The organism is Nocardiopsis dassonvillei subsp. dassonvillei DSM 43111 (assembly GCF_000092985.1).
GTDB classification, from domain to species: domain Bacteria; phylum Actinomycetota; class Actinomycetes; order Streptosporangiales; family Streptosporangiaceae; genus Nocardiopsis; species Nocardiopsis dassonvillei.
This window is the reverse complement of record NC_014210.1, coordinates 2,755,455-2,774,316: the sequence shown is the minus strand read 5'-3', so window position 1 is coordinate 2,774,316 and position 18,862 is coordinate 2,755,455. Positions and strand designations below refer to the sequence as shown.

Here is an 18,862-nt window from a genome sequence, read left to right as displayed (position 1 = left end):
CCGGGTGGTCACTGGTCACTGGTCGCCGCTGTCGCCGCCGCCCTCGCCGGGCTCGGCCCCGTCGGGTCCCAGGGCGCCGCTGCCGGGCGCCGCGGGCAGGTACAGGTGGACGTGGCCGTGGCCGGACTCGACGCTGACCATGTCCAGTTGGGTGGCCGCCACCGACCAGCCGCGCACCGCCTGGGTGCGCAGGTCGCCGGCCAGCTCCAGCAGTTCCGCCCGCTGTCCGTCCTGGGCGCGCTCGGCGTTGGAGTAGGCGACCACCGCCGACCCCAGCAGGTCCACGGCGTTGGACAGCCCCGCGTGCGCGACGTTGTGGCCGCTGCTGCCGGAGGGGGCGTCCTCGAAGTGGACCGCCGCCTCCTGGACGGTCTCCAGCCAGGAGTCGACCTCCCCGGCGTCGGGGGCCTCCCCGGCGGGGGTGGAGCCGTCGGGCGGCACGGCCGCGTCCAGGCTCTCCACCACGGGCACCAGCTGCCCGTGCGCGGCGGTGGTGCGTTCGACGAGCTGGTCGACCTGCGCGCGGTCGCGCTGCTGCGCGGAGGCCTGGAGTTCGGCGACTCGCGCCGGGTCGGGGGCGGTGTGGTCGTCACCGGTGAAGGTGAGGACGAGGACGCCGACGAGGGCGGCGACCACCAGGAGGGATCCGGCGGTCAGCCACCAGGTGAGCCTGGGCGGGGGAGCCTGCGTCCCGCGGGACGGGTCGGGGGAGGAGGGGGCCTTTTTGGCGGACACCGTGACACCTTCTTCTCGTCGTACCTGGGGGCCGGACGCCGCGACGTCGCGCTCCTTTCCGGCGGGGCGCCACCGCGGGGGGCGGCGGGGCCGGCCGGAACCGGCCCCGCCGTGGTCACGGGACCCCCGGCGGACGCCGCCCCCACCGGGGGCGGGCGCGCGCCGGAGGCGTCCCGTCACTCGTCGTCGATGAGCGGGCGCAGCCTGTCGGCCAGCTCCAGCAACTCCTCCCTGGCGGCCTCGTCGGCCACCGCCTCGGCCACCCCGACGAACCGGTCCAGGGCCAGCGCGGCCTGCCCGGTCCGGCCGACGTTGAGATGGTGTTCGGCCAGTTCCAGCTGCGGGGTCAGCCGGCGCGCCTCGGACACGGTCAGCGCGCCGTCGGCCTCCAGGGCGTCGACGCGCTCCTGGACCTCGGCGAACGTGACCGGTTCGACCGCGTCCAGCTCCTGGACCCGGACGTCGCGGAAGAGCACCCGGTCGGCGTCGCCGTGGTTCTGCAACCCGATGTGGCCCGAGGACAGGTCACGCGCCGGGTCGGTGCTCTCGAACTCGTTCACCAGCTCCCCGTTGATCCACACGCGGATCATCGGGTCGGCCACCTCGATCTCCATCTCGTTCCACTCGCCGACCCGCGCGGGGTGGGAGTCGGCCGCCTGGAAGTCGTAGACGGCGCCGGTCTGGTGGATCGGGTCGCCGTCGGGCGCCCCGTAGCCGTCGATCTGGATCTCGTAGCCCTCGTTGACGGCGACCCAGGGGTCGTCCCCGGGCCCGGGGAAGCCGACGAAGACGCCGGAGTTGTCCGTCTCCTCGGCGGCGAGGAAGTCCAGCTTCAGCCGGTAGGACTCCAGCTCCGTCTCGTGCCAGAGCAGCCCCATGCCACCCTGGGTCTCCAGGGCGCAGCCCTCGCCGTCGTCGACGACGCCGAACCCGCCCGGGCCCGCCATGTTCCATCCGTCGAGCGTCCGGCCGTCCCACAGGGGGGTGTAGCCGTCCTCGGCCCCGGCCGGGGCGCACTCGGGCGGCTCGGTGCCGCCCGCCTCGACCGTGATGGTGGCGGTGTCGGAGGCGCCGGTGTTGCCGTCGCCGTCCGTGGCCACGGCGCTGACCTCGTACTCGCCCGCCGCGGCCCCCTGCCAGGTGGCCGTGTACGGGCCCTCGGTCACCGTGGCGACGACCTCCCCGCCCACGAGGAAGTCCACCTTCTCCACACCGGCCTCGGCGTGGTCGGTGACCTCGGCGGAGAGGGGGACGTCCGCACCCTCCTCGAAGACCGCGCCGTCCTGCGGGCTGGTCAGCTCGGTCTGGGGGCCGTGCTCGCCGTGGCCGTCCAGGACCGCCTCGAAGTAGTTGACGTTGAACAGGCCGTCCTCGACTGCGGGGCCCTCACCGTCGAAGACCAGGTACAGCGTGAAGGTCTCCCCGGGGTCGGTGACGTCCATGGTCACGTCGGTCCACTCCTGCCAGCCGCCGGTGGTGGGCACGTCGACGCTGCCGAGCAGTTCGCCGTCGGGGGCGTTCATGCGCGCCTCGATGGTTCCGCCCGCCCCCGCGGAGGCGACCCGGAACTCCATCTGCTCGACCCCGACCAGGTTGGTCGTGTCGTAGGCCGTCCAGTCGCCGTGGCCGATGTGGCTGACGTTGACCAGGCCGCCCTCGGCGTCCGTGGTGGGTTCGGTCCGGACCCCCTCGCTGTCGGTGAAGTACTGGGCCTGCGTCCGGGCGGGCTTGAGGGTGACCCCGTCGCTTCCGGTGAGGCCGGGGGCCCCGTCCCCGCCGGAGTCGGTGTACTCGGCCTCCAGCACCCAGAAGATGTTCATGTCGTGCCCGTGGCCGCCGTCGACCTCGGTGATGCTGACGTCCTCGCAGCTGTCGTACTGGGTCCACGGGTGGGCGTGCCTGTCGTGGCCGAGCGAGGCCGTGACCGCGACGTCGCCGCAGTCGACGCCCTCGCCCACGGAGCCGTCCTCGGCGTCCGCCACGTCCACGCTGAAGGGGATCTGGTCACCCCAGTGGAAGAACTGGCCGTCCCGCGGGGTCTGGAAGGAGACCTCGGGCGCGGTGTTGCCCGCGGTGACCGTCGTGGTGGCCGTGCCCGTGCGCCCCTCGGGGTCGGTGACGGTCAGCACGACCGTGTACTGGCCCGCCTCCTCGAAGGTGTGGGTGGGCGAGACCTCGGTCGAGGTCTGGCCGTCGCCGAACGACCACGCGTACTCCAGGGGCAGGCCGCCGGGGTGGCTGGAGCCCTCGGCGGAGAACTCCACCTCCAGCGGGGCCGGTCCCGAGGTCGTGGAGGCGCTGATGTCGGCGACCGGGGTGGTCCCGCCGCCGGTGTAGTCGATGCGCGACAGCGCCGAGTCGGCGGCCCCGCCGAAGTAGCCGGATCCGTACTCCAGCACGTACAGGGAGCCGTCCGGGCCGAACTCCATGTCCATGGGGTTGGCCAGGCTGATGTTCGGGACGGTCTCGGTGATGTCCAGGACCTCGCCGTCGTCGCCCAGGTGCACCTGCTTGATCCAGTCGCGGTCCCACTCGTAGAACAGCGGGATGCCGTCGTAGTACTCGGGCCACTTGGTGTCCGACTCCAGTTCGGGGTCGAACTGGTAGGCCGGGCCGCCCATCGGGGCACCGCCGCCCGTGCCCAGCTGCGGGAACTCCTCCGACTCCTCGTAGCTGTACCAGATCGAGGCGGGGGTGACGGGGGGCAGTTCCGCCAGGCCGGTGTTGCGCGGGGAGTCGTTCACCGGCGCGGCGCAGTCGAACGCCTCTCCGGAGGCCCCGGCCTCGAAGTCGTAGTCGACGAACGCGCTGTTGTCGCCGATGCAGTAGGGCCAGCCGATGTTGGCGGGCTCGGTGATGGCGTGCCAGGAGACCGTGTTCTGCGGTCCCCGTTCGGGGTCGGGCTCGTTGGCGTCGGGCCCGTAGTCGCCCAGGTAGACGGTGCCGTCCTCCTTGTCCACCGTGAACCGGAACGGGTTGCGCAGGCCCATGGCGTAGATCTCGGGCCGGGTCTGCTCGCCGCTGTACTCCTCCGGCGGGAAGAGGTTGCCCTCGGGGATCTCGTAGCCGCCGTCGTCGGTGGGCGTGATCCGCAGGAGCTTGCCGCGCAGGTCGTTGGTGTTGGCCGAGCTGCGCTGGGCGTCGAAGGCGGGGTTGCGCGACTCGCGCTCGTCGATGGGCGTGTAGCCGTCCGACCCGAACGCGCTGGTGTCGTCGCCCGTGGCCAGGTAGAGGTTGCCCTCGGCGTCGAAGTCGATGTGGCCGCCGACGTGGCAGCACATGCCCCGGTCGGTCCCGACCTCCAGCAGGACCTGCTCGCTGTCCAGGTCCAGGGCGGGGGTCTCCCCGTCCGTGAACTGGAAGCGGGAGAGGTTGTTGTGGCCCTCGTAGGGCTCGAAGTCCTCCGGGGAGCCGTCCGCGGGCGCCTCACCCGCCGGGACGCCCTCGATCACGGGCGCGTAGTACAGGTACACCCACCCGTTCTCCTCGAAGTCCGGGTCCAGGGCGACGCCCTGCAGCCCGTCCTCGTCGTGGTTGTACACCGGGACCCGGGCTATCAGCTCGGTGGTGTGGGTGTCGGGGGACCACAGCCGCACGTCGCCGCCGCGGGTGATGTGCATCACGCGGCCGTCGGGCAGGACCGCCAGGCCCATGGGCTCGCCCACGGAGTCCTCGCCCTGCGCGAGGGTGACCTTCTCGAAGTTGTCCCACTGCGTGGCGCCGCAGTCGCCCTCGGCGGTCCCGGCCGCCCACCGCAGCCCGCCGAGCAGGTGCTGGGTGAACTCCGGTTCGGAGTAGGACTCCACGGTGTGGCCGCCGCCGGTGTACCAGGACCGGCCGCCGTCGTAGGCCTGACACCAGGCGATCGGGTGGTCCCACCCCATCTGGCCGCCGGGATCGACCTGGTCGGCGTAGGAGTCCTCGTCGAGCCCGGCCAGGACGTGCACGTCGCCGCGGGGGGACAGGTCGAAGTCGTACCACTCGTCGTGGCGCTGCCAGCTGGCCGGCAGGTGCTCCGTGGAGGGGTGGACCCTGTCGTTGACCACCACCTGGGCGTCCTGCGTACCGGGCGGGTGGCTGGCGAAGTAGCCGCCGACGAGGTCGCCGTACCACTCCCAGTCGTAGTGGGTGTCGGAGGCGGAGTGGACGCCGACGAAGCCGCCGCCGCCCTGGATGTAGCGCTCGAAGGCGCCCTGCTCCTCCTCGTTGAGCACGTCGCCGGTGGTGGAGAGCCAGATCACCGCGTCGTAGGCGGCCAGCTCCTCGTCGTTGAACACCGAGGAGTCCTCGGTGTGCGCGGTCTGGAAGCCGTGTTCCTCGCCGAGCGCCTCGATGAGCGCGACGCCGTGGGGGATCGAGTCGTGCCGGAAGCCGGTGGTCTTGGAGAAGATCAGCGTGTTGAACGCGTCCTCGCCGGTCTCGTCGGCGTACGCGACCGGTGCGGTCAGCGTGAGCGCCATGGCGACACCCGACGCGAGCGCGCCGAGTGTCAGCAGGGGTCTCTTCTTCATACGGAACCTCACCTGGGGGTGGGAGCGAAGCGATGAGTCCGTGCGGCGTGCCGGCGCCGACGGCAGGGGCGGCCCGGTGGTCGTGCGGCCCGGTGGGGGCCGAGCGGCTGCGACCGGTGGGCTGACGGGGAGTTCCTGCTATCAGGTGCGGGAAGCGGGGGGTGCCGCCTCATCGGTCTCAGCCCATACCGGCTCCTTTCCTCGCTGGTCCTGCCGGAGGCGGACGACGCGGTGGCCGGGGATCGGGGCCGCCGGGCCCGTCAGTCCGTCCACGTCTCGGAGGGGGAGGCCCGGCGGGTCGCCGCCGCCGGACTTCACTTGGTGCGGGCGGGGCAGCTCTTCGTAACCGGGAAAGGCCATGCCGACGGTCCGAAGACGCCACATCGCCCAACTCCTGTGACCTGCCTCACCTGCTGCCTCGAACCGTACGTCGGGCTTATGTCGATCGTCAAGCAGAAGTTGTCGGTGCAGATCGCAATAGGTGGAGTCCGGTCATCCAATAGACCCGGGTCCACGGGCGGCTCCGGTGAGTGCCTTTCCCCAGGTCGTGGCACGCTCGGCAGCACGCCTTGGCCGACGGTGTTCACCCGGTGTACGGGGGACGTTCCGTGAGGGGGCACCGGTGGAGGCCGGTGCCGGTGCCCGCCGGTACATCCTCGCGTCAGCGCGGCGCGGTCGGCGCGGTCGGCGTCCGGGAGGGGCCCGGGCCGGGGCGGACAGGACCCGGGTGCACACACAGCCGCGCCCCCGCCCGGAGGGGCGGGGGCGCGGGGGATCCGCGTGGGGACCGCGAGGCACGCGAGCCGCGTGGGCACTGTGAGGCGCGCGGCGCCTCCGCGACCGGGCACGCGACACCGGCCTCAGGGCGGCGGAGGTATCACTCCGCCAGCTGCTCCTCCCCGAGTTCTGCCCCGGTGCTGTGGTACCGGCCCAGGGGCAGCATGAGGGGCCTGCCCGACGTGGGGTCGGTGATCACCTCGCTGCGCAGGCCGAACACGGCGTGCACCGTCTCGGGGGTGAGCACCTCCTCGGGCGTGCCCGCGGCGTGCAGCCGCCCGCCCGCGAGCGCGATGAGGTGGTCGGCGTAGCGCGCGGCCAGGTTGAGGTCGTGCAGGACCAGCACGATCGTCGTCCCCAGCGAACGGTTGAGGTCGGTCAGCAGGTCCAGCACCTCGACCTGGTGGCTGACGTCCAGGAACGTGGTGGGCTCGTCCAGCAGCAGCAGGTCCGTGCGCTGGGCCAGGGCCATCGCGATCCACACGCGCTGGCGCTGCCCGCCGGAGAGCTCGTCCACGGGCCTGTCGGCCAGGTCCACCGTCCGCGTCGCCTCCAGCGCCTCGGCCACGGCCTCGTCGTCCTCCCGGCTCCACCGCGAGAGCATCCTCTGGTGGGGGTGGCGGCCCCGCCCGACGAGGTCGCTCACCGTGATGCCCTCCGGAGCGATCGGCGACTGCGGCAGCAGCCCGAGCGTGCGCGCCAGCTCCTTGGACGGCAGGCGGTGCACCTCCTTGCCGTCCAGGAGCACGTGCCCGACCCGGGGCGCGAGCAGCCGCGACATCGAGCGCAGCAGGGTGGACTTGCCGCACGCGTTGGCGCCCACGATCGCGGTGATCCTGCCGGGCGGGATGGTCAGGTCCAGCGACTCGATGACGACGCGGTCCTTGTAGCCGAGCGTCAGGTCCTCGACGAGCAGCGAATGGGCCGTGGTCAAAGCGAGCCTCCCACGCGGTTGGTGCGGACGATCAGGTAGACGAGGTAGGGGGCGCCGAGCACGCCGGTGACGACCCCGACCGGGTAGCGCGTCCCGAAGGCGTACTGCGCGCACAGGTCGGCGACCAGGATCAGCAGCGCCCCGACCAGCGCCGAGGGCACCAGCAGCGAGCCGTTCGGCCCCACCAGGCGCGCCGCGATCGGCCCCGACAGGAAGGACACGAAGGCCACCGGCCCCGCCGCCGCGGTCGCGAAGGCGATGAGTCCCACCGCCCCGACGATCGCGACGAGCCGGGTCAGGTCCACGCGCACGCCCAGGGCCGAGGCGGTGTCGTCGCCGAGCTGGAGCGCGGACAGGTTGCCCGACTGGGACAGGAGCACGGGGGCGAGGACGACCAGCGCGACCAGCACCGGGACGGTCTGGTCCCAGCTGGCGCCGTTGAGGCTGCCGGTCAGCCACCGCATCGCCTCCTGCAGGTCCCACTGGGCCGCCTGGTCCAGGATGTAGTCGGTGACGCTGGTGAGCATGGCCGCGATGCCGATGCCGACCAGGATCAGGCGCGTCCCGGCGACCCCGTCCTTGAAGGACAGCGCGTACACGGCCAGCGCCACGAGCAGGCCCGCCGCGATCGCGAAGGCCGACACCCCGGCCTCGCCGAGCGAGAGCACCACGATCGCGAACACGGCCGCCGCGCTGGCCCCCGCGCTGATGCCGATGATGTCCGGGCTGGCCAGGGGGTTGCGCAGCATGGTCTGGAACGTCACGCCCGCGAGTCCGAAGCACAGCCCCGCCGCCACCGCGAGCACGGCCCGCGGCAGCCGGAGCCGCCCCACGGTGAACGAGGCGCCCGGCACGTCCTGGCCCAGGACCACCCGCACGACGTCGCCGGGCGGGTAGAAGGTCTGCCCGACCATCAGGGACAGGGCGAACACGAGGACGATCGCCACGGCCAGGGCGGCGATCACGACGCGCCGCCGGTAGGCGCAGCGCGTCCGGCCGCGGGCGACGGTCTCGACGGTGGAGGCGCTCACAGCTCACGCACCTTCTGACGGCGGACGATGTAGATGAAGAAGGGGGCGCCGATCAGCGCGGTCACGATCCCCACGTCGATCTCCGCGGGGCGCGCCACGATGCGGCCGACCACGTCCGCCGCGGTCAGCAGGGCGGCGCCGGTGAGCGCCGAGAACGGGATCAGCCACCGGTGGTCCACGCCCACGAGCAGGCGGCACACGTGCGGGACGACGAGGCCGACGAAGCTGATCGGGCCGGTCACGGCGGTGCTCGCGCCGCACAGCACGACCGCGCCGACGAAGGCCGCGCCCCGCGCGAGGGCGACGCGCTCGCCCAGGCCCGCGGCCAGTTCGTCGCCCAGGGCGAGCAGGTTGAGCGCGCGTGCCGACAGCAGGCACACGACGAATCCGGCCATGAGGAAGGGCAGCACCTGCGTGACGCTGTCGAAGGTCCCGCCGCCCACACCGCCGATCTGCCAGGACCGGACCCCGTCGGCGATGTCGGCGCGCGGGAGCACGACGGCCCTGATGAAGGAGGCCAGCGCCGCGGTGGTCGCGGCCCCGGCCAGGGCGAGTTTGAGCGGTGTGGCCCCGCCCCGCCCCAGGGAGCCGATCGTGTAGACGAACACCGTGGTCAGCCCCGCGCCGACGATCGCCACCCACACGAAGCTGGTCGCGGAGGCCAGGCCGAAGTAGGCGATGCCCGCGACGACGGCGAGCGAGGCGCCCATGGTCACGCCCAGGATGCCCGGGTCGGCCAGCGGGTTGCGGGTCACGCCCTGCATGACCGCCCCCGCCACGCCCAGGGCTGCTCCGGCGAGCACGGCCAGCAGCGTGCGGGGGATGCGCTTGGCCACCGCCGCCTGGTCGAAGTTCTCGGCCGCTCCGCCGAAGGCCGCCACGACGGCCGTCCAGGGCACGTCGCGCGAGCCGACCACGACCGAGGCGAACATGAGCGCGGCCAGTGCGCCCAGTACCACCAGCAGCCACAGGGTCTTGCCGCGCCTCGGGCGCCGCACGACGGCGGCGCCCGAGACGGCGGTCGAGGTGTCCGTCGTCACTACTGAGCCTCGTCAGCGGCCTCGGCGAGGAGCGACAGGTAGTCGTCCAGGACCCACGAGATCGACAGCGGGGTCGGGTTCGCGGCCGTGCCCAGCGGGTCGTCACCGGGGAGGTTGACGACGGAGCCGTTCTCCACGGCGGGCATCTGCGACAGCAGCGGGTCGCCCTCCAGGGTCCGCACCAGCTCCTCGCCGCCGTAGGTGACGATGATGTCCACGTCGTTGAACGCGTCCGCCTGCTCGGCGCTCTGGCTCAGGGAGAACTGGTCGGTCTCGGCCGAGGCGGTCGCGATGCTCTCCGGGGTCTCCATGCCCAGGTCCTCGAAGAACATGGCGCGCGTGTCGTGCGTGGTGTAGAAGCTGACCTCGCTCAGGTCCGTGGTGTCCACGTGGGTCAGGAACATCGCGGACCGGCCCTCGAACTGCGGGTACTCCGCGACCGACTCCTCGATCTCCTGCTCCAGGCCGGCGATGAGCTCCTCGCCCTCGGCCGCCATGCCCAGGGCCTGGCTGTTGAGCTCGATCATCTCCCGCCACGGGGTGCCCCAGGCGGTCTCGGGGTAGGCGACGACGGGGGCGATCTCGCTGAGCGTGTCGTAGTCCTCCTGGGTCAGCCCGGAGTAGGCGGCCAGGATCACGTCCGGCGCGGTGTCGGCGACGGCCTCGAAGTCGATGCCGTCCGTCTCGTCGAACAGGACCGGGGTCTCCGCGCCCAGTTCGGTGAGCTTCTCCTCGACCCAGGGCAGCACGCCGTTGCCGTCGTCGTCGCCGAAGTCGGCGGAGGCCATGCCGACCGGCACGACCCCCAGGGCCAGCGGGACCTCGTGGTTGGCCCAGTTCACCGTCGCGACCCGCTCGGGCTTGGACTCGATGGTCGTCGTGCCGAGCGCGTGCTCGATGGTGACGGGGGTCCAGTCCCCGGAACCGCCGTCCTCCCCGCCGGAGGAGTCGGAGGAGCCGTCGGAGGAGCAGGCGGCGAGCGCGACGGTGAGCAGCGCGGCGCCGGAGAGCGCGGCCAGCCTTGAAACGCGGGGCATGGTTTCCTTCCCATTGTGGCCGTGGGGCCTCAGCCATGGCGGTGCCATGGTCCGGCTCCCGCACCGCCCCGGCGCGCGCACGGGGGTGTGCGTCCGGGAGGGGACCGGTCGGGGTCGGGTCGCGTGGGGACAGGGGCCCGGGGGTGCGCGACGCCGACCCGACCGCGGCGATGCCGAGAGATTAGGTTTGCCTAACCGAATTTAGGGTGTCCTTGGTGGGTTCGCAATCGCGTAGATGCGACATCTTTTATAGCGAAACGGACAACCGGGGTGTGGCGGGGGAGTCTGGAGGGCTTGTTGGGGCCCGTGTTACTAATCCCGTCGCGGGAGCTGGAACGGTGTCCCCGCGGGCCTCACAGGGCGCGGAAGCGGCCCGGACTCAGCCCCGTGACCCGCCGGAAGGCCGCGCCGAACGCGCTCGCCGAGTGGTAGCCCACGCACACCGCCACCTCGTCGATCTCGTCCCCCCGCGCGAGCATCGTCACCGCGTGCTGCACGCGCGCGGTGGTCAGCCACTGGCTGAACCCCAGGCCCGTCTCGGCGCGGAACGCCCGGGTGACGGTGCGGGTGCTCACGCCCAGCCGCGCCGCCCACACGGCCAGGGTGGTGGTGTCGGCGGGGTCCTCGCGCACGGCGGCGACGATGGGGGCCAGCAGCGGTGACTCGGGGATGTGCAGGATCAGCTCGAGGCGGGCCGGGGCGAGGATGTCCAGCACCATCGCCTCGGTCCGTGAACGCTCGTCCGCGGTGAGGCCCTCGGCGTCGAGCCGGTCGAGCAGGAGCCGCAGGAGCGGGGTGATCTCCATGGCCACGGGCCCGTCGGAGATCGAGGGCACCGCGTGGACGCCGAACTGCGCGGCGCGGTGCCAGGTCCCCGCGGGGGTCCACCCGGAGTGGCGCGTCCCGGCCGGGAGCCACAGGCCGACCGTGGGGGTGATCGTCCAGACCCGCGTGCCGACGGTGGCGGAGGAGGCGCCCCGCTGGTTCCAGAGCAGTTCGTGCGTGGGGTGCGAGTGCTCCTCCCAGAACGTGTCCCGGGGGATGATCTCGGCGCTGCCCATGACGACGAAGGGCACCTCGATCTCACCGGCGGCGTAGGAGGGGAGCCTGCGGCTGTCGATCGCCTCGCGCCGCGGGGGCCCGGCGGGACTCGGCCGGGTGTCTGGTCTGACCACGTCGTCCAGGTTAGGCGCAGGTGGGAGCCGCGGCGGCGGTGACCCCGCTTCCGCCCCGCGGGCCGTGCTCCGGTGCCGGAGCGGCTGTTCCGGGGACCCGGGGGAGGGGCGCGCCGAGGACCGTGTTCCCGTTCCCCGGCTCTGTGCGAACCCCTTGACCTCAATAAAAGTTGAGGTTTCAGAATGGGGTCCAACACTCACGACACGAAGGAGATGCGCGTGCGTACGACGCGTAGTCGGCGGCGGAGTCCGGGTTCGCGGGCGGTGCCACGCCCCGGGGTGCTGCTCGCCAGCGTCATGCTGGGCGTTCTGGTCGTGGCCATGTCGATCTCGGGGACGGCCGTGGCCGTCCCGAACATCGGGGCGGACCTGGAGGCCTCCGGCGCCGCGCTGCACTGGGTGGTGGCCGGGTACAACCTCACCTTCGCCGCGTTCACCCTGGTCTGCGGTTCCCTGGCCGACCTGTTCGGGCGAAGGTTGCTGTTCGCGGTCGGCGCGGTCGTCTTCCTCGCGGGCAACCTGGCCAGCGCCCTGGCCGGTGACATCCTCCTCCTGGACGCGGCACGCCTGCTCACCGGTGTCGGCGGCGCGGCGATCATGGCCAGCGGCGGCGCCCTGCTGGCGATGGGCTTCGACGGTGCCGCGCGGACTCGGGCCTTCGCCGCCATGGGCACCATGGCGGGGGTCGGCATCGCGATCGGCCCGACCCTGTCGGGTCTGCTGGTCGGCGCCGTGGGCTGGCGCACGGCGTTCCTGGTCTACGCCGCGGTCGGCCTGCTCATCCTGGTCGGATCGGCGTTCGTCGCCGAGTCGCGGGCCTCCGAGCGCCCGCGCGTCGACTGGGTCGGCTCGGTGACCTTCGTGGTCAGCCTGACGCTGGTGATGTACGCGGTCATCGAGGCGCCCGAGGCGGGCTGGGGGACCCCGGCGGTGGTGGGCGCGCTGGCGGCCGGTGCGGTCCTCCTCGCGCTCTTCTTCGTCGTCGAGAGCCGGGTGGCCCGGCCGGTGCTCGACCTGAGCCTGGTCCGCGACGGACGGTTCATGGCCTGGTGCCTGGCGACGCTGACCACCTCGATCGGCTTCCTGGGGGTGCTGGTTTTCCTGCCGACCTACCTCCAGGGGGTGCAGGGGGTGTCCGCCCAGACCGCCGGTCTGATGATGCTCATGCTCACGGCGCCGGTGCTGGTGGCCCCGTCCCTGGGCGGGTGGATGGTCGCCGGGGGCGTGTCGGCACGCGGGACGATCGTCGTCGCGCTGCTGCTCGTGGCCGGGGGCAACGCGCTGCTCACCGTGCTCCACCCGCAGATCACCGCGTTGGGACTGGCCCTTCCCCTGGTGCTGATCGGTACCGGCATGGGATTGTCGTTCGGCATCACCGACGGCCAGGCGATGGGCGTCATCGAACCCGGGAAGGCGGGCATGGCGGCGGGTTTCCTCAACACGCTCCGCGGTGGTGCCGAAGCCCTGGTCATCGCGGTCTTCGGAGCGGCGTTGACCAGTATCGTCGCGGCCCGCACGGGATCGTCCGAAGCCGCCGCCCGTGCGACCGCCGGGGACGTGGGAGGGTCGGACGCCCTGGCCGGTCACCTCACGGCGGCCTGGGACGCCACGTCCTGGGGCGTCGCGGCGCTGTCGCTGGTCGCCACGGCCGGGGTGTTCGTGCTCCTGGCCCGGCGCCGGAGCGCGGTGGAAGGGGTTCCCGGGTCGGACAGGACGGAGGCAGAGCCCGCGGGACCGGAGCCCGTCGAACGCTGACGGTTCCGTGGCGTGCCGCGGCTGCCCGGAGGAGCACGGCCGGGCCGCCGGGCTGTTGCGCTGGTGCCTCGTCCGTCCGCTCCGGCCCGCGCGCCGGGGGCGGGACGGCGGCGACCCTGCTCCGCCCTACGAGTCGTGCTCCAGCACCATGACGGCGAGGTCCCGCAACCTCTCGTAGTATCCGGTCTCCTGGGCGTCGGTGAGCAGCGGCAGGACCTTGTCGAGGTCCGTGACGCAGCGGAGCAGGGCCCGGTGCCGTTTGTCGTCGAGAACGCCCCGGTTGCTCTGCCAGGTGGTCACGCACCCGGCGACGTCCGCGTCCAGCAGGATCATGTGGACACCGGCCAGTTCCCTGCCGCGCAGCCCGGCGGGGAACTCCGCTCGCATGTGCTCCGCCCACAGGCGGTCCACCTTTTCCCTGCGGGCACCTGTGCCTTTCACCGGTCTCCTTTCAGTCGGCCCGTGGTCGGGCGGGACGCGCCCGTGCGCAGCCGTTGCCACGGACGACCGGGAGCGTCAGCTTCCCGCATCTCGGGCGATGCGGTACAGCACGTTCGGGCGCAGCGGCCCCTCGGGCACGGCGGGGTCGTCGAAGTCGTCGGTTGGGTCCCGCGTCATGCCGATCCGGCGCATCACCGCACGCGAACGCAGGTTGGCGGCCGTGGTCACGGCGAGGACCTCGTGGAGCGCGAGGACGCCGAAGCCGTGGGCCAGGACCGTTCGCGCGGCCTCGGTGGCGTAGCCGTGACCCCAGGCCGGGCGGGCGAGACGCCAGCCGATCTCCACCCCGGTGAACGGCATGCCCTCGTCCACGTCGTCCAGGCCCGCGAAGCCGACGAACTCGCCGGTGGCCCGCACCTCCACCGCCCACCACCCGTAGCCGCGCCGGTCGAACGCGGCCTCGAAGCGCGCGACGGAGGCGTCGCTCTGCTCGCGGGTGAGCGGGTCGCCCAGGTGCTCGCGGACCTCGGGGTCGGCGTTCATCGCGGCCCAGGGGGCGAGGTCGGAGTTCCGCCACCGGCGGAGGGTAAGGCGTTCGGTGCGCAGTTCGGTCACGTGTTCAGCCAACAGGGCTCCGGCCCCCGGGGCAATTCCTCATCCGATGAGGAGTTGGACGGCGTGGACCAGACGCCGGAAGGAGCGGCTCCGTTCTTCCACGGCCCGCATGTCCATGGTCGCGGTGAACTTCACCTGGTGGAGCGTCTCCCGGTAGGGCTCGGTCATGAGAGCGTTCAACTGGGTCTTGGCGTCGCGCTTGGCCTCGGGGTCGTCCGGTGCCACGGCGTCAGCCCTCATCGCGGAGTGCCCGCGCAGGGACTCGGCGGCGGCCAGGAACCACGCCTCGTATTCGGGGCAGGCGATCACCACCTCGACCGGGCATCGGGCGAGTGCGGGATCGGGAGCGATCGAGCGCGCTAGCGCGACAGGGCAGGTGATGTCCTTGTCGTCACCATCCCTGAGCACGAGGACGCCGCCCCTGTCGGGAACGCGCCTGGACTGGAGCATCACCGCCCTGGCCAGCTCGTCCGGTTTGCGCATTTTCGCTGAGTCCAGGCGGAAGGGCTGTTCGACGTTCACGTCCCATGCTTCGGCGTATTCACCAGCAACACGGCGGAGAAGGTTCCCTACCGCCCTGTGCTCGCCATGCCCCTCCACGATCGGGGCGATGGTGATGAGAGACATCACTCCTCTTCCCAGGACAGGCGCTCCTGGACGGGCGCGGGGAGAAGCTGGTCGGTTCTGAGCAGCTCACCGGGGGTGTAGAGGTGCTCCCGCATCGCATGGGTACCGGCATCGTCGAGGGGGCCTATGTTGGTCTCACCGGACACGGAGCGGACCGCGTACAGTTCGGAGGGCTCGAAGTCATCCCGGTCCAGCAGGTCGGGGCTGTGGCTGGTGACGACCACCTGACGGCGGGTGCTCGCGTCCCGGAGCGCGTCCAGCAGGACTCCGGCCGCGGCAGGGTGCAGGGCGCTCTCGGGTTCCTCGATGCCGACCGTGCTGAGGGTGTCCCCGGTGTCGGAGAAGAGGCAGACGAGGACACCCAGGGCGCGCAGGGTGCCGTCCGAGACCGACTGGGCCGGAAACCGCCACGGGTTCTCGGCCCCCGGTACGTCCTGGGTGAACTCCAGCGTTTCCCAGTTGCCGAGGTCCGCCCGCGACACTCCGTGCATACCGGGAACGATCATCCGCAGGTAGTCCTCGACGCGTTCCTTGTCGCTCGCGCCCTGGGGACTGCGTTGCAGGCGGTGCAGCACACTGGCGACGTTGGACCCGTCCCGGCGCAGGAACTCACCGGAGTCGGGGGTCTGCGGCTCGCGCATGGCGTCCGGGTTCAGGCTGAAGACGCTGATGCCGGAGAGGCCCGCGTACACCCGCTCGAAGATGTCGATTCCGGCGGCTGAGACCAGGTAGAGGCGCTGGTCATTGACCGGGGGCATGACGGGCTCGGAAGCCTTCTCCAGCTTGCCGTTCCTGACCTTGAAGAAGCCCTTCCAGGATTCCGCTTCCCCGGTGGAGTACACGTGGCACTCCTCCCGGGAGACCTTGAAGGCGCCTCCTTTGACCGCTGCGACCTCGAAGGCGTACGTGCCCGAGTAGGTGGGGCCTCGGAACTCCAGGTCGATCGCGAAGTGGGTCGGGTGCCCGGTCGAGCGCCGCCGTACCTCGGCCACGCCGCCCCGGCTGCGCAGTGCCTGGTCGAGCGAGGTCTGGAGGGCTTCGGAGACCAGCCTGAGAGCGTCGAGGAAGTTGCTCTTGCCGGAGCCGTTGGGGCCCACCAGGAAGAGTAGTTGGCCCAGCCTGACATCGGCTTTGGCGATGCTTCTGTAGTGCTTCAGGTGCACCCGGGTGAGCGAGAACTGGTTGGCCTGCATGGGGCTCAGTCTTTCAGCATCCTGGCAGTAGGTCGTCAGTCTGACAGCCGTGTGAGCATGGTCGGGATGTGTCCGGTGGCCCATGCCTCAGCGGGTTCGTGGGGCGGGTGGCGGGGAGTGGGCAGTGCGGGGTGTCGTCAGGGGGCGGGCGCGGGCGCGGAATGTGGGGGATGCGTACAGCAGCGCTCACCGGGGGTTCGGGGGGAGGGGGTCTGCGGCACAATGGCCATGTCGGCGTCCTTTTTCTCTGAGGGTTTTTGAAGTGCTGGCCGTGCTCTGGGGGCGCTGATTCCGCTCGCCAGAGCTTTCGCGTGCCCGGCCGGAGGCATGTGACGGGTGGGGCGAGAGGCGCGGATAACCGAGGTGTCAGTTCTCGGATGGAACATGGAGAATGAAGGTTTCTCCAGAGCTGGTGGCGATATCGCCGTTTTTGTCTTCCTGTACTCACTGCGTTCCGCGAACCTGACGGTAGGCGGAACGGTTCGGCAGCGGAGGCTGGAACCCGGCCCTGTCCTCGACCACGGAGTCCACGAGGAGGTCGAGCCGGTCGCGCTGCACGTACTTCCAGGTGCCGTACCGGTCCTGGTAGCTCCAGGAGAAGTCGTCCTTGAGGCCGATGACGACGTTGCCCAGGTAGGAGGGGCCGGCGAGGGCGCGTTCGACGTCGGGGCCGTGGGTCCAGGGGAAGCGCCGCCACTCGACGGTGAAGGTCAGGCCCCGCTGACTCTGGAAGGCGGCGATGGCAGCGGCGAACATGTCGTCGGAGGATTCCCGTGTTTCGTTCATGCCCCCAGCATCCGACGCGGGAGTTCTGTTCCTCCAGTGAGCGATTTGTATCTACAAAGAGATGGTTCCAGGAGGAACGCCGAGGTTAGCTTTGGGTTATGGTGCAACACGATTTCGGTGCATACCTGGCCGAAGAGCGCAATAACTCTGGCTACACCCTCCGCAAGCTTGCGGCGCTGGTGAACCTGAGCCCATCGACCATCTCCCGATGGGAGAACAACCACGTAGTTCCGCTTCGGAGCGAAGTGGAGAAAGTGGACAAAGCACTGGAGTTGCAGGGGCGGCTTGTCAGCGTGTGGGAGTTCGCGAAGGCGGAAGGGCTCCCGCAGTGGATGCACAGCGTCTCGCGACTGGAGGAGGCAGCCGAGGCGATAGACCTCATATCTCCCTTGCTGGTGCCCGGGTTGTTGCAGTCTCCGAGTTACGCGCGACTGGTGTTCGAGGAGTCGCTGATGGGACGCGAGCCGGGTGACCTTGAACGCTTGGTGGAACTGAGGTGTGGCAGGTACGAGCAGTTGCGAAAGCTCAATAACCCTCGGACCATCGCGGTCTTCCCTGTGACGGCGGTGACCTGCGTCCCTGACCGGGTTCGGAAAGAGCAGGCTTCACACCTTTTGTCCATTGCTGAAATGGGCAGGATGCGCTTCCATCTGGTCCCGGAGGACTCCATCCTGCTCGGGGTGACGTCCATGCTGCTGCTGTTCCATCTTCGTGATGGTGGGAAAGCGGCTGTGAGCGACCATGTGGACGGCGCTACCTTGTATGAGGACACGAAGGTGTACGACCGCTTGCATGGTCTGGTGAAACAAGCACTGGGTAGCGCTCTCCCCGCCACCCAGTCACGAAAGCTTCTGGAGGAGCTACGGTGAACGAGCGACGCGACTTCCACAAGTCCAGCTACAGCACGTCGGGCGGGAACTGTGTGGAGGTCAGCGAAGGCCGCGACACCCTCGTGCGGGACACCCAGAACCGGGAGCTGGGCCACCTCAGCTTCGACCGCCGCGAGTGGACCTCCCTCCTCTCCCTGCTGGCTTCGTCCCCCCGCTAGCGACAGCGTTCCCGGCGTTCCCGGCGCTCTCCCCCCGAGACGGCAAGACCCCTGTTCCGCCTCCTGGAACGGGGGTCTCGCACCTACAGGCCACTCAGCGCGGCGCGTCAGCCCTTGAGCGGGTCGTGCCCCCAGTTCATCAGCGAGTACCGCCACGGGGTCTCGCTCGGGTCCCCGGACGGCTTCTGCGCCAGGTGCCGGTGCACGTAACCGGTGACCTTGCGCATGTGCTCGTAGTCCTCCTCCTGCAGATCACCCTGCGAAGCGTGCAGGATGTCCACGATCCGCCGCCCCGAGCGGTGGCCCTTGGACTCCCCGTCGCCCTCGCCCACGGACTTCGACTCGTCGGTCTCCAGCCACCGCTCCAGCTCCTTGGGCGTCATGTTGACCGCCTCGCCGAACTCCTGCCGGACCTGCCGCCGCTGCTTCTCGTCCATGTCCCCGCCCCCGTCTCCCCGTTGTCCGTTCCCCGGCCAGCCCTCGGCGCGGCTGTGCCTCCGCCTGTGCCTCCGCCTGTGTCCGCGCCTGCGCGGTCAGCCCTCGGCGCGCCTGTCGAGCACGCGTAGCACGGTCTTGCGGGCCTTGTGCCCGCGCTCGTGCTCGGCTGCGCTGCGGGCCTGCTTCGAGGACATACCCCGCGCCTTCTTGGCGGCCTCGGCGGCGGGCAGCCGGTCCAGTTCGACGGACCTGCGGGCCGACTCCGCGGCCGGAGGGTTCGGCGAACGCCCCTTGCCCTGTCCGTCGTCACGGCGCTTGGCGCGTCGCGCCTGCCGCCGCTCCCGGGGACTGAGCTGCTCCCAGGCGTGGCGCGGAAGGTAGCGGTCGGTGCCCCCGGGTTCCTCGGAACCGCTGTCGCGCGCCCGCGCGTCGCCGGAGGCCGTCTGCCACTCCTCCTCGGTCCACTTCCGAAGGTCGCGCTGTTCGCCGCTCCTGCGGTCCGGGTGCCGGTAGCCGCCGCCCTCGCGTTCGTACTCCTGGGTGAGCAGCTGGCTCTTGCGCGCCGACCACTTCCCGGCGGCCCCGCCCTTGTCCGAGGCCTTGATCCGCTCCTTGAGCCTCTCCCGTAACTTGGGGTCGGTGTAGTCCCTGCGGTAGTCGTCCGCGTCCTTGCCCATGTGGGCCGACTACCCCTCCCGCCGGACCGCTACAACCCTGAG

Annotated in this window: 17 protein-coding genes; 3 read left to right on the top strand and 14 right to left on the bottom strand. The window is 71.2% G+C overall.

Annotation, left to right across the window (positions count from 1 at the left end; all coding sequences use genetic code 11):
- Positions 1 to 15: 15 nt before the first annotated feature.
- From NDAS_RS11490 to NDAS_RS11455, 7 genes are all read right to left on the bottom strand, one after another.
- Positions 16 to 735, bottom strand: a complete 720-nt coding sequence (locus NDAS_RS11490; RefSeq protein ID WP_013153352.1) for a hypothetical protein — start codon at positions 733 to 735, stop codon at positions 16 to 18.
- A gap of 176 nt (positions 736 to 911) precedes the next feature.
- The gene (locus NDAS_RS11485) at positions 912 to 5,246 is read right to left on the bottom strand and encodes a ThuA domain-containing protein (protein WP_013153351.1); all 4,335 of its coding nucleotides are present in this window, start codon (positions 5,244 to 5,246) and stop codon (positions 912 to 914) included.
- A gap of 877 nt (positions 5,247 to 6,123) precedes the next feature.
- The gene (locus NDAS_RS11475; RefSeq protein ID WP_013153349.1) at positions 6,124 to 6,957 is read right to left on the bottom strand and encodes an ABC transporter ATP-binding protein; all 834 of its coding nucleotides are present in this window, start codon (positions 6,955 to 6,957) and stop codon (positions 6,124 to 6,126) included.
- On the bottom strand, positions 6,954 to 7,988 hold the full coding sequence (locus tag NDAS_RS11470) for a FecCD family ABC transporter permease (protein ID WP_013153348.1): 1,035 nt from the start codon (positions 7,986 to 7,988) through the stop codon (positions 6,954 to 6,956). Before NDAS_RS11470 ends, NDAS_RS11475 begins: the two co-directional genes overlap by 4 nt.
- Positions 7,985 to 9,028 (bottom strand): FecCD family ABC transporter permease, encoded by a 1,044-nt coding sequence (locus NDAS_RS11465; RefSeq protein WP_013153347.1) that lies wholly within the window; start codon positions 9,026 to 9,028, stop codon positions 7,985 to 7,987. The genes NDAS_RS11470 and NDAS_RS11465 overlap by 4 nt, the downstream gene beginning before the upstream one ends.
- Positions 9,028 to 10,065, bottom strand: coding sequence for an iron-siderophore ABC transporter substrate-binding protein (locus NDAS_RS11460; protein ID WP_013153346.1), 1,038 nt, complete (start codon positions 10,063 to 10,065; stop codon positions 9,028 to 9,030). The genes NDAS_RS11465 and NDAS_RS11460 overlap by 1 nt, the downstream gene beginning before the upstream one ends.
- A 353-nt stretch (positions 10,066 to 10,418) precedes the next feature.
- On the bottom strand, positions 10,419 to 11,240 hold the full coding sequence (locus NDAS_RS11455; protein WP_013153345.1) for a helix-turn-helix domain-containing protein: 822 nt from the start codon (positions 11,238 to 11,240) through the stop codon (positions 10,419 to 10,421).
- A 213-nt stretch (positions 11,241 to 11,453) separates the two neighbouring features.
- Here NDAS_RS11455 and NDAS_RS11450 point away from each other — a divergent pair, with 213 nt between their 5' ends.
- Positions 11,454 to 12,995, top strand: coding sequence for an MFS transporter (locus tag NDAS_RS11450; RefSeq protein WP_376739908.1), 1,542 nt, complete (start codon positions 11,454 to 11,456; stop codon positions 12,993 to 12,995).
- A 126-nt stretch (positions 12,996 to 13,121) separates the two neighbouring features.
- On the opposite strand, the gene NDAS_RS11445 is transcribed toward NDAS_RS11450, so the two are convergent.
- From NDAS_RS11445 to NDAS_RS11425, 5 genes are all read right to left on the bottom strand, one after another.
- On the bottom strand, positions 13,122 to 13,436 hold the full coding sequence (locus tag NDAS_RS11445; RefSeq protein ID WP_013153343.1) for a hypothetical protein: 315 nt from the start codon (positions 13,434 to 13,436) through the stop codon (positions 13,122 to 13,124).
- A 75-nt stretch (positions 13,437 to 13,511) separates the two neighbouring features.
- On the bottom strand, positions 13,512 to 14,063 hold the full coding sequence (locus tag NDAS_RS11440; RefSeq protein ID WP_013153342.1) for a GNAT family N-acetyltransferase: 552 nt from the start codon (positions 14,061 to 14,063) through the stop codon (positions 13,512 to 13,514).
- Between the two features lie 27 nt (positions 14,064 to 14,090).
- The gene (locus tag NDAS_RS11435; RefSeq protein ID WP_013153341.1) at positions 14,091 to 14,678 is read right to left on the bottom strand and encodes a DUF4276 family protein; all 588 of its coding nucleotides are present in this window, start codon (positions 14,676 to 14,678) and stop codon (positions 14,091 to 14,093) included.
- Entirely contained in the window at positions 14,678 to 15,871 is a 1,194-nt protein-coding gene (locus tag NDAS_RS11430; RefSeq protein ID WP_013153340.1) for an AAA family ATPase, read from the bottom strand. Before NDAS_RS11430 ends, NDAS_RS11435 begins: the two co-directional genes overlap by 1 nt.
- A 444-nt stretch (positions 15,872 to 16,315) precedes the next feature.
- A complete protein-coding gene (locus NDAS_RS11425) occupies positions 16,316 to 16,657 on the bottom strand; it encodes a hypothetical protein (protein ID WP_013153339.1) in 342 nt (113 codons plus the stop codon).
- 98 nt (positions 16,658 to 16,755) lie between these two features.
- On the opposite strand from NDAS_RS11425, the gene NDAS_RS11420 reads away from it, so the two are divergent.
- Positions 16,756 to 17,526 carry a helix-turn-helix domain-containing protein gene (locus NDAS_RS11420; protein WP_013153338.1) on the top strand — a complete coding sequence of 257 codons (771 nt, stop codon included), beginning with the start codon at positions 16,756 to 16,758 and terminating at the stop codon, positions 17,524 to 17,526.
- Positions 17,523 to 17,705 carry a DUF397 domain-containing protein gene (locus NDAS_RS11415; RefSeq protein ID WP_013153337.1) on the top strand — a complete coding sequence of 61 codons (183 nt, stop codon included), beginning with the start codon at positions 17,523 to 17,525 and terminating at the stop codon, positions 17,703 to 17,705. The genes NDAS_RS11420 and NDAS_RS11415 overlap by 4 nt, the downstream gene beginning before the upstream one ends.
- Before the next feature lie 107 nt (positions 17,706 to 17,812).
- Here the strand turns inward: NDAS_RS11415 and NDAS_RS11410 are convergent, their stop codons facing one another.
- Positions 17,813 to 18,142, bottom strand: a complete 330-nt coding sequence (locus NDAS_RS11410) for a DUF3140 domain-containing protein (protein WP_013153336.1) — start codon at positions 18,140 to 18,142, stop codon at positions 17,813 to 17,815.
- Positions 18,143 to 18,238: 96 nt separating this feature from the next.
- Positions 18,239 to 18,820, bottom strand: coding sequence for a hypothetical protein (locus NDAS_RS11405; protein ID WP_013153335.1), 582 nt, complete (start codon positions 18,818 to 18,820; stop codon positions 18,239 to 18,241).
- Between the last annotated feature and the right edge of the window lie 42 nt (positions 18,821 to 18,862).

Bases quoted from the DNA above. Each gene is read 5' to 3' on its own strand.
- NDAS_RS11485 (WP_013153351.1), bottom strand. From the start codon at position 5,246: ATGAAGAAGAGACCCCTGCTGACACTCGGCGCGCTCGCGTCGGGTGTC.
- NDAS_RS11430 (WP_013153340.1), bottom strand. From the start codon at position 15,871: ATGCAGGCCAACCAGTTCTCGCTCACCCGGGTGCACCTGAAGCACTAC.
- NDAS_RS11410 (WP_013153336.1), bottom strand. From the start codon at position 18,142: ATGGACGAGAAGCAGCGGCGGCAGGTCCGGCAGGAGTTCGGCGAGGCG.
- NDAS_RS11405 (WP_013153335.1), bottom strand. From the start codon at position 18,820: ATGGGCAAGGACGCGGACGACTACCGCAGGGACTACACCGACCCCAAG.
- NDAS_RS11435 (WP_013153341.1), bottom strand. From the start codon at position 14,678: ATGTCTCTCATCACCATCGCCCCGATCGTGGAGGGGCATGGCGAGCAC.
- NDAS_RS11425 (WP_013153339.1), bottom strand. From the start codon at position 16,657: ATGAACGAAACACGGGAATCCTCCGACGACATGTTCGCCGCTGCCATC.
- NDAS_RS11420 (WP_013153338.1), top strand. From the start codon at position 16,756: ATGGTGCAACACGATTTCGGTGCATACCTGGCCGAAGAGCGCAATAAC.
- NDAS_RS11460 (WP_013153346.1), bottom strand. From the start codon at position 10,065: ATGCCCCGCGTTTCAAGGCTGGCCGCGCTCTCCGGCGCCGCGCTGCTC.
- NDAS_RS11450 (WP_376739908.1), top strand. From the start codon at position 11,454: ATGCGCGTGCGTACGACGCGTAGTCGGCGGCGGAGTCCGGGTTCGCGG.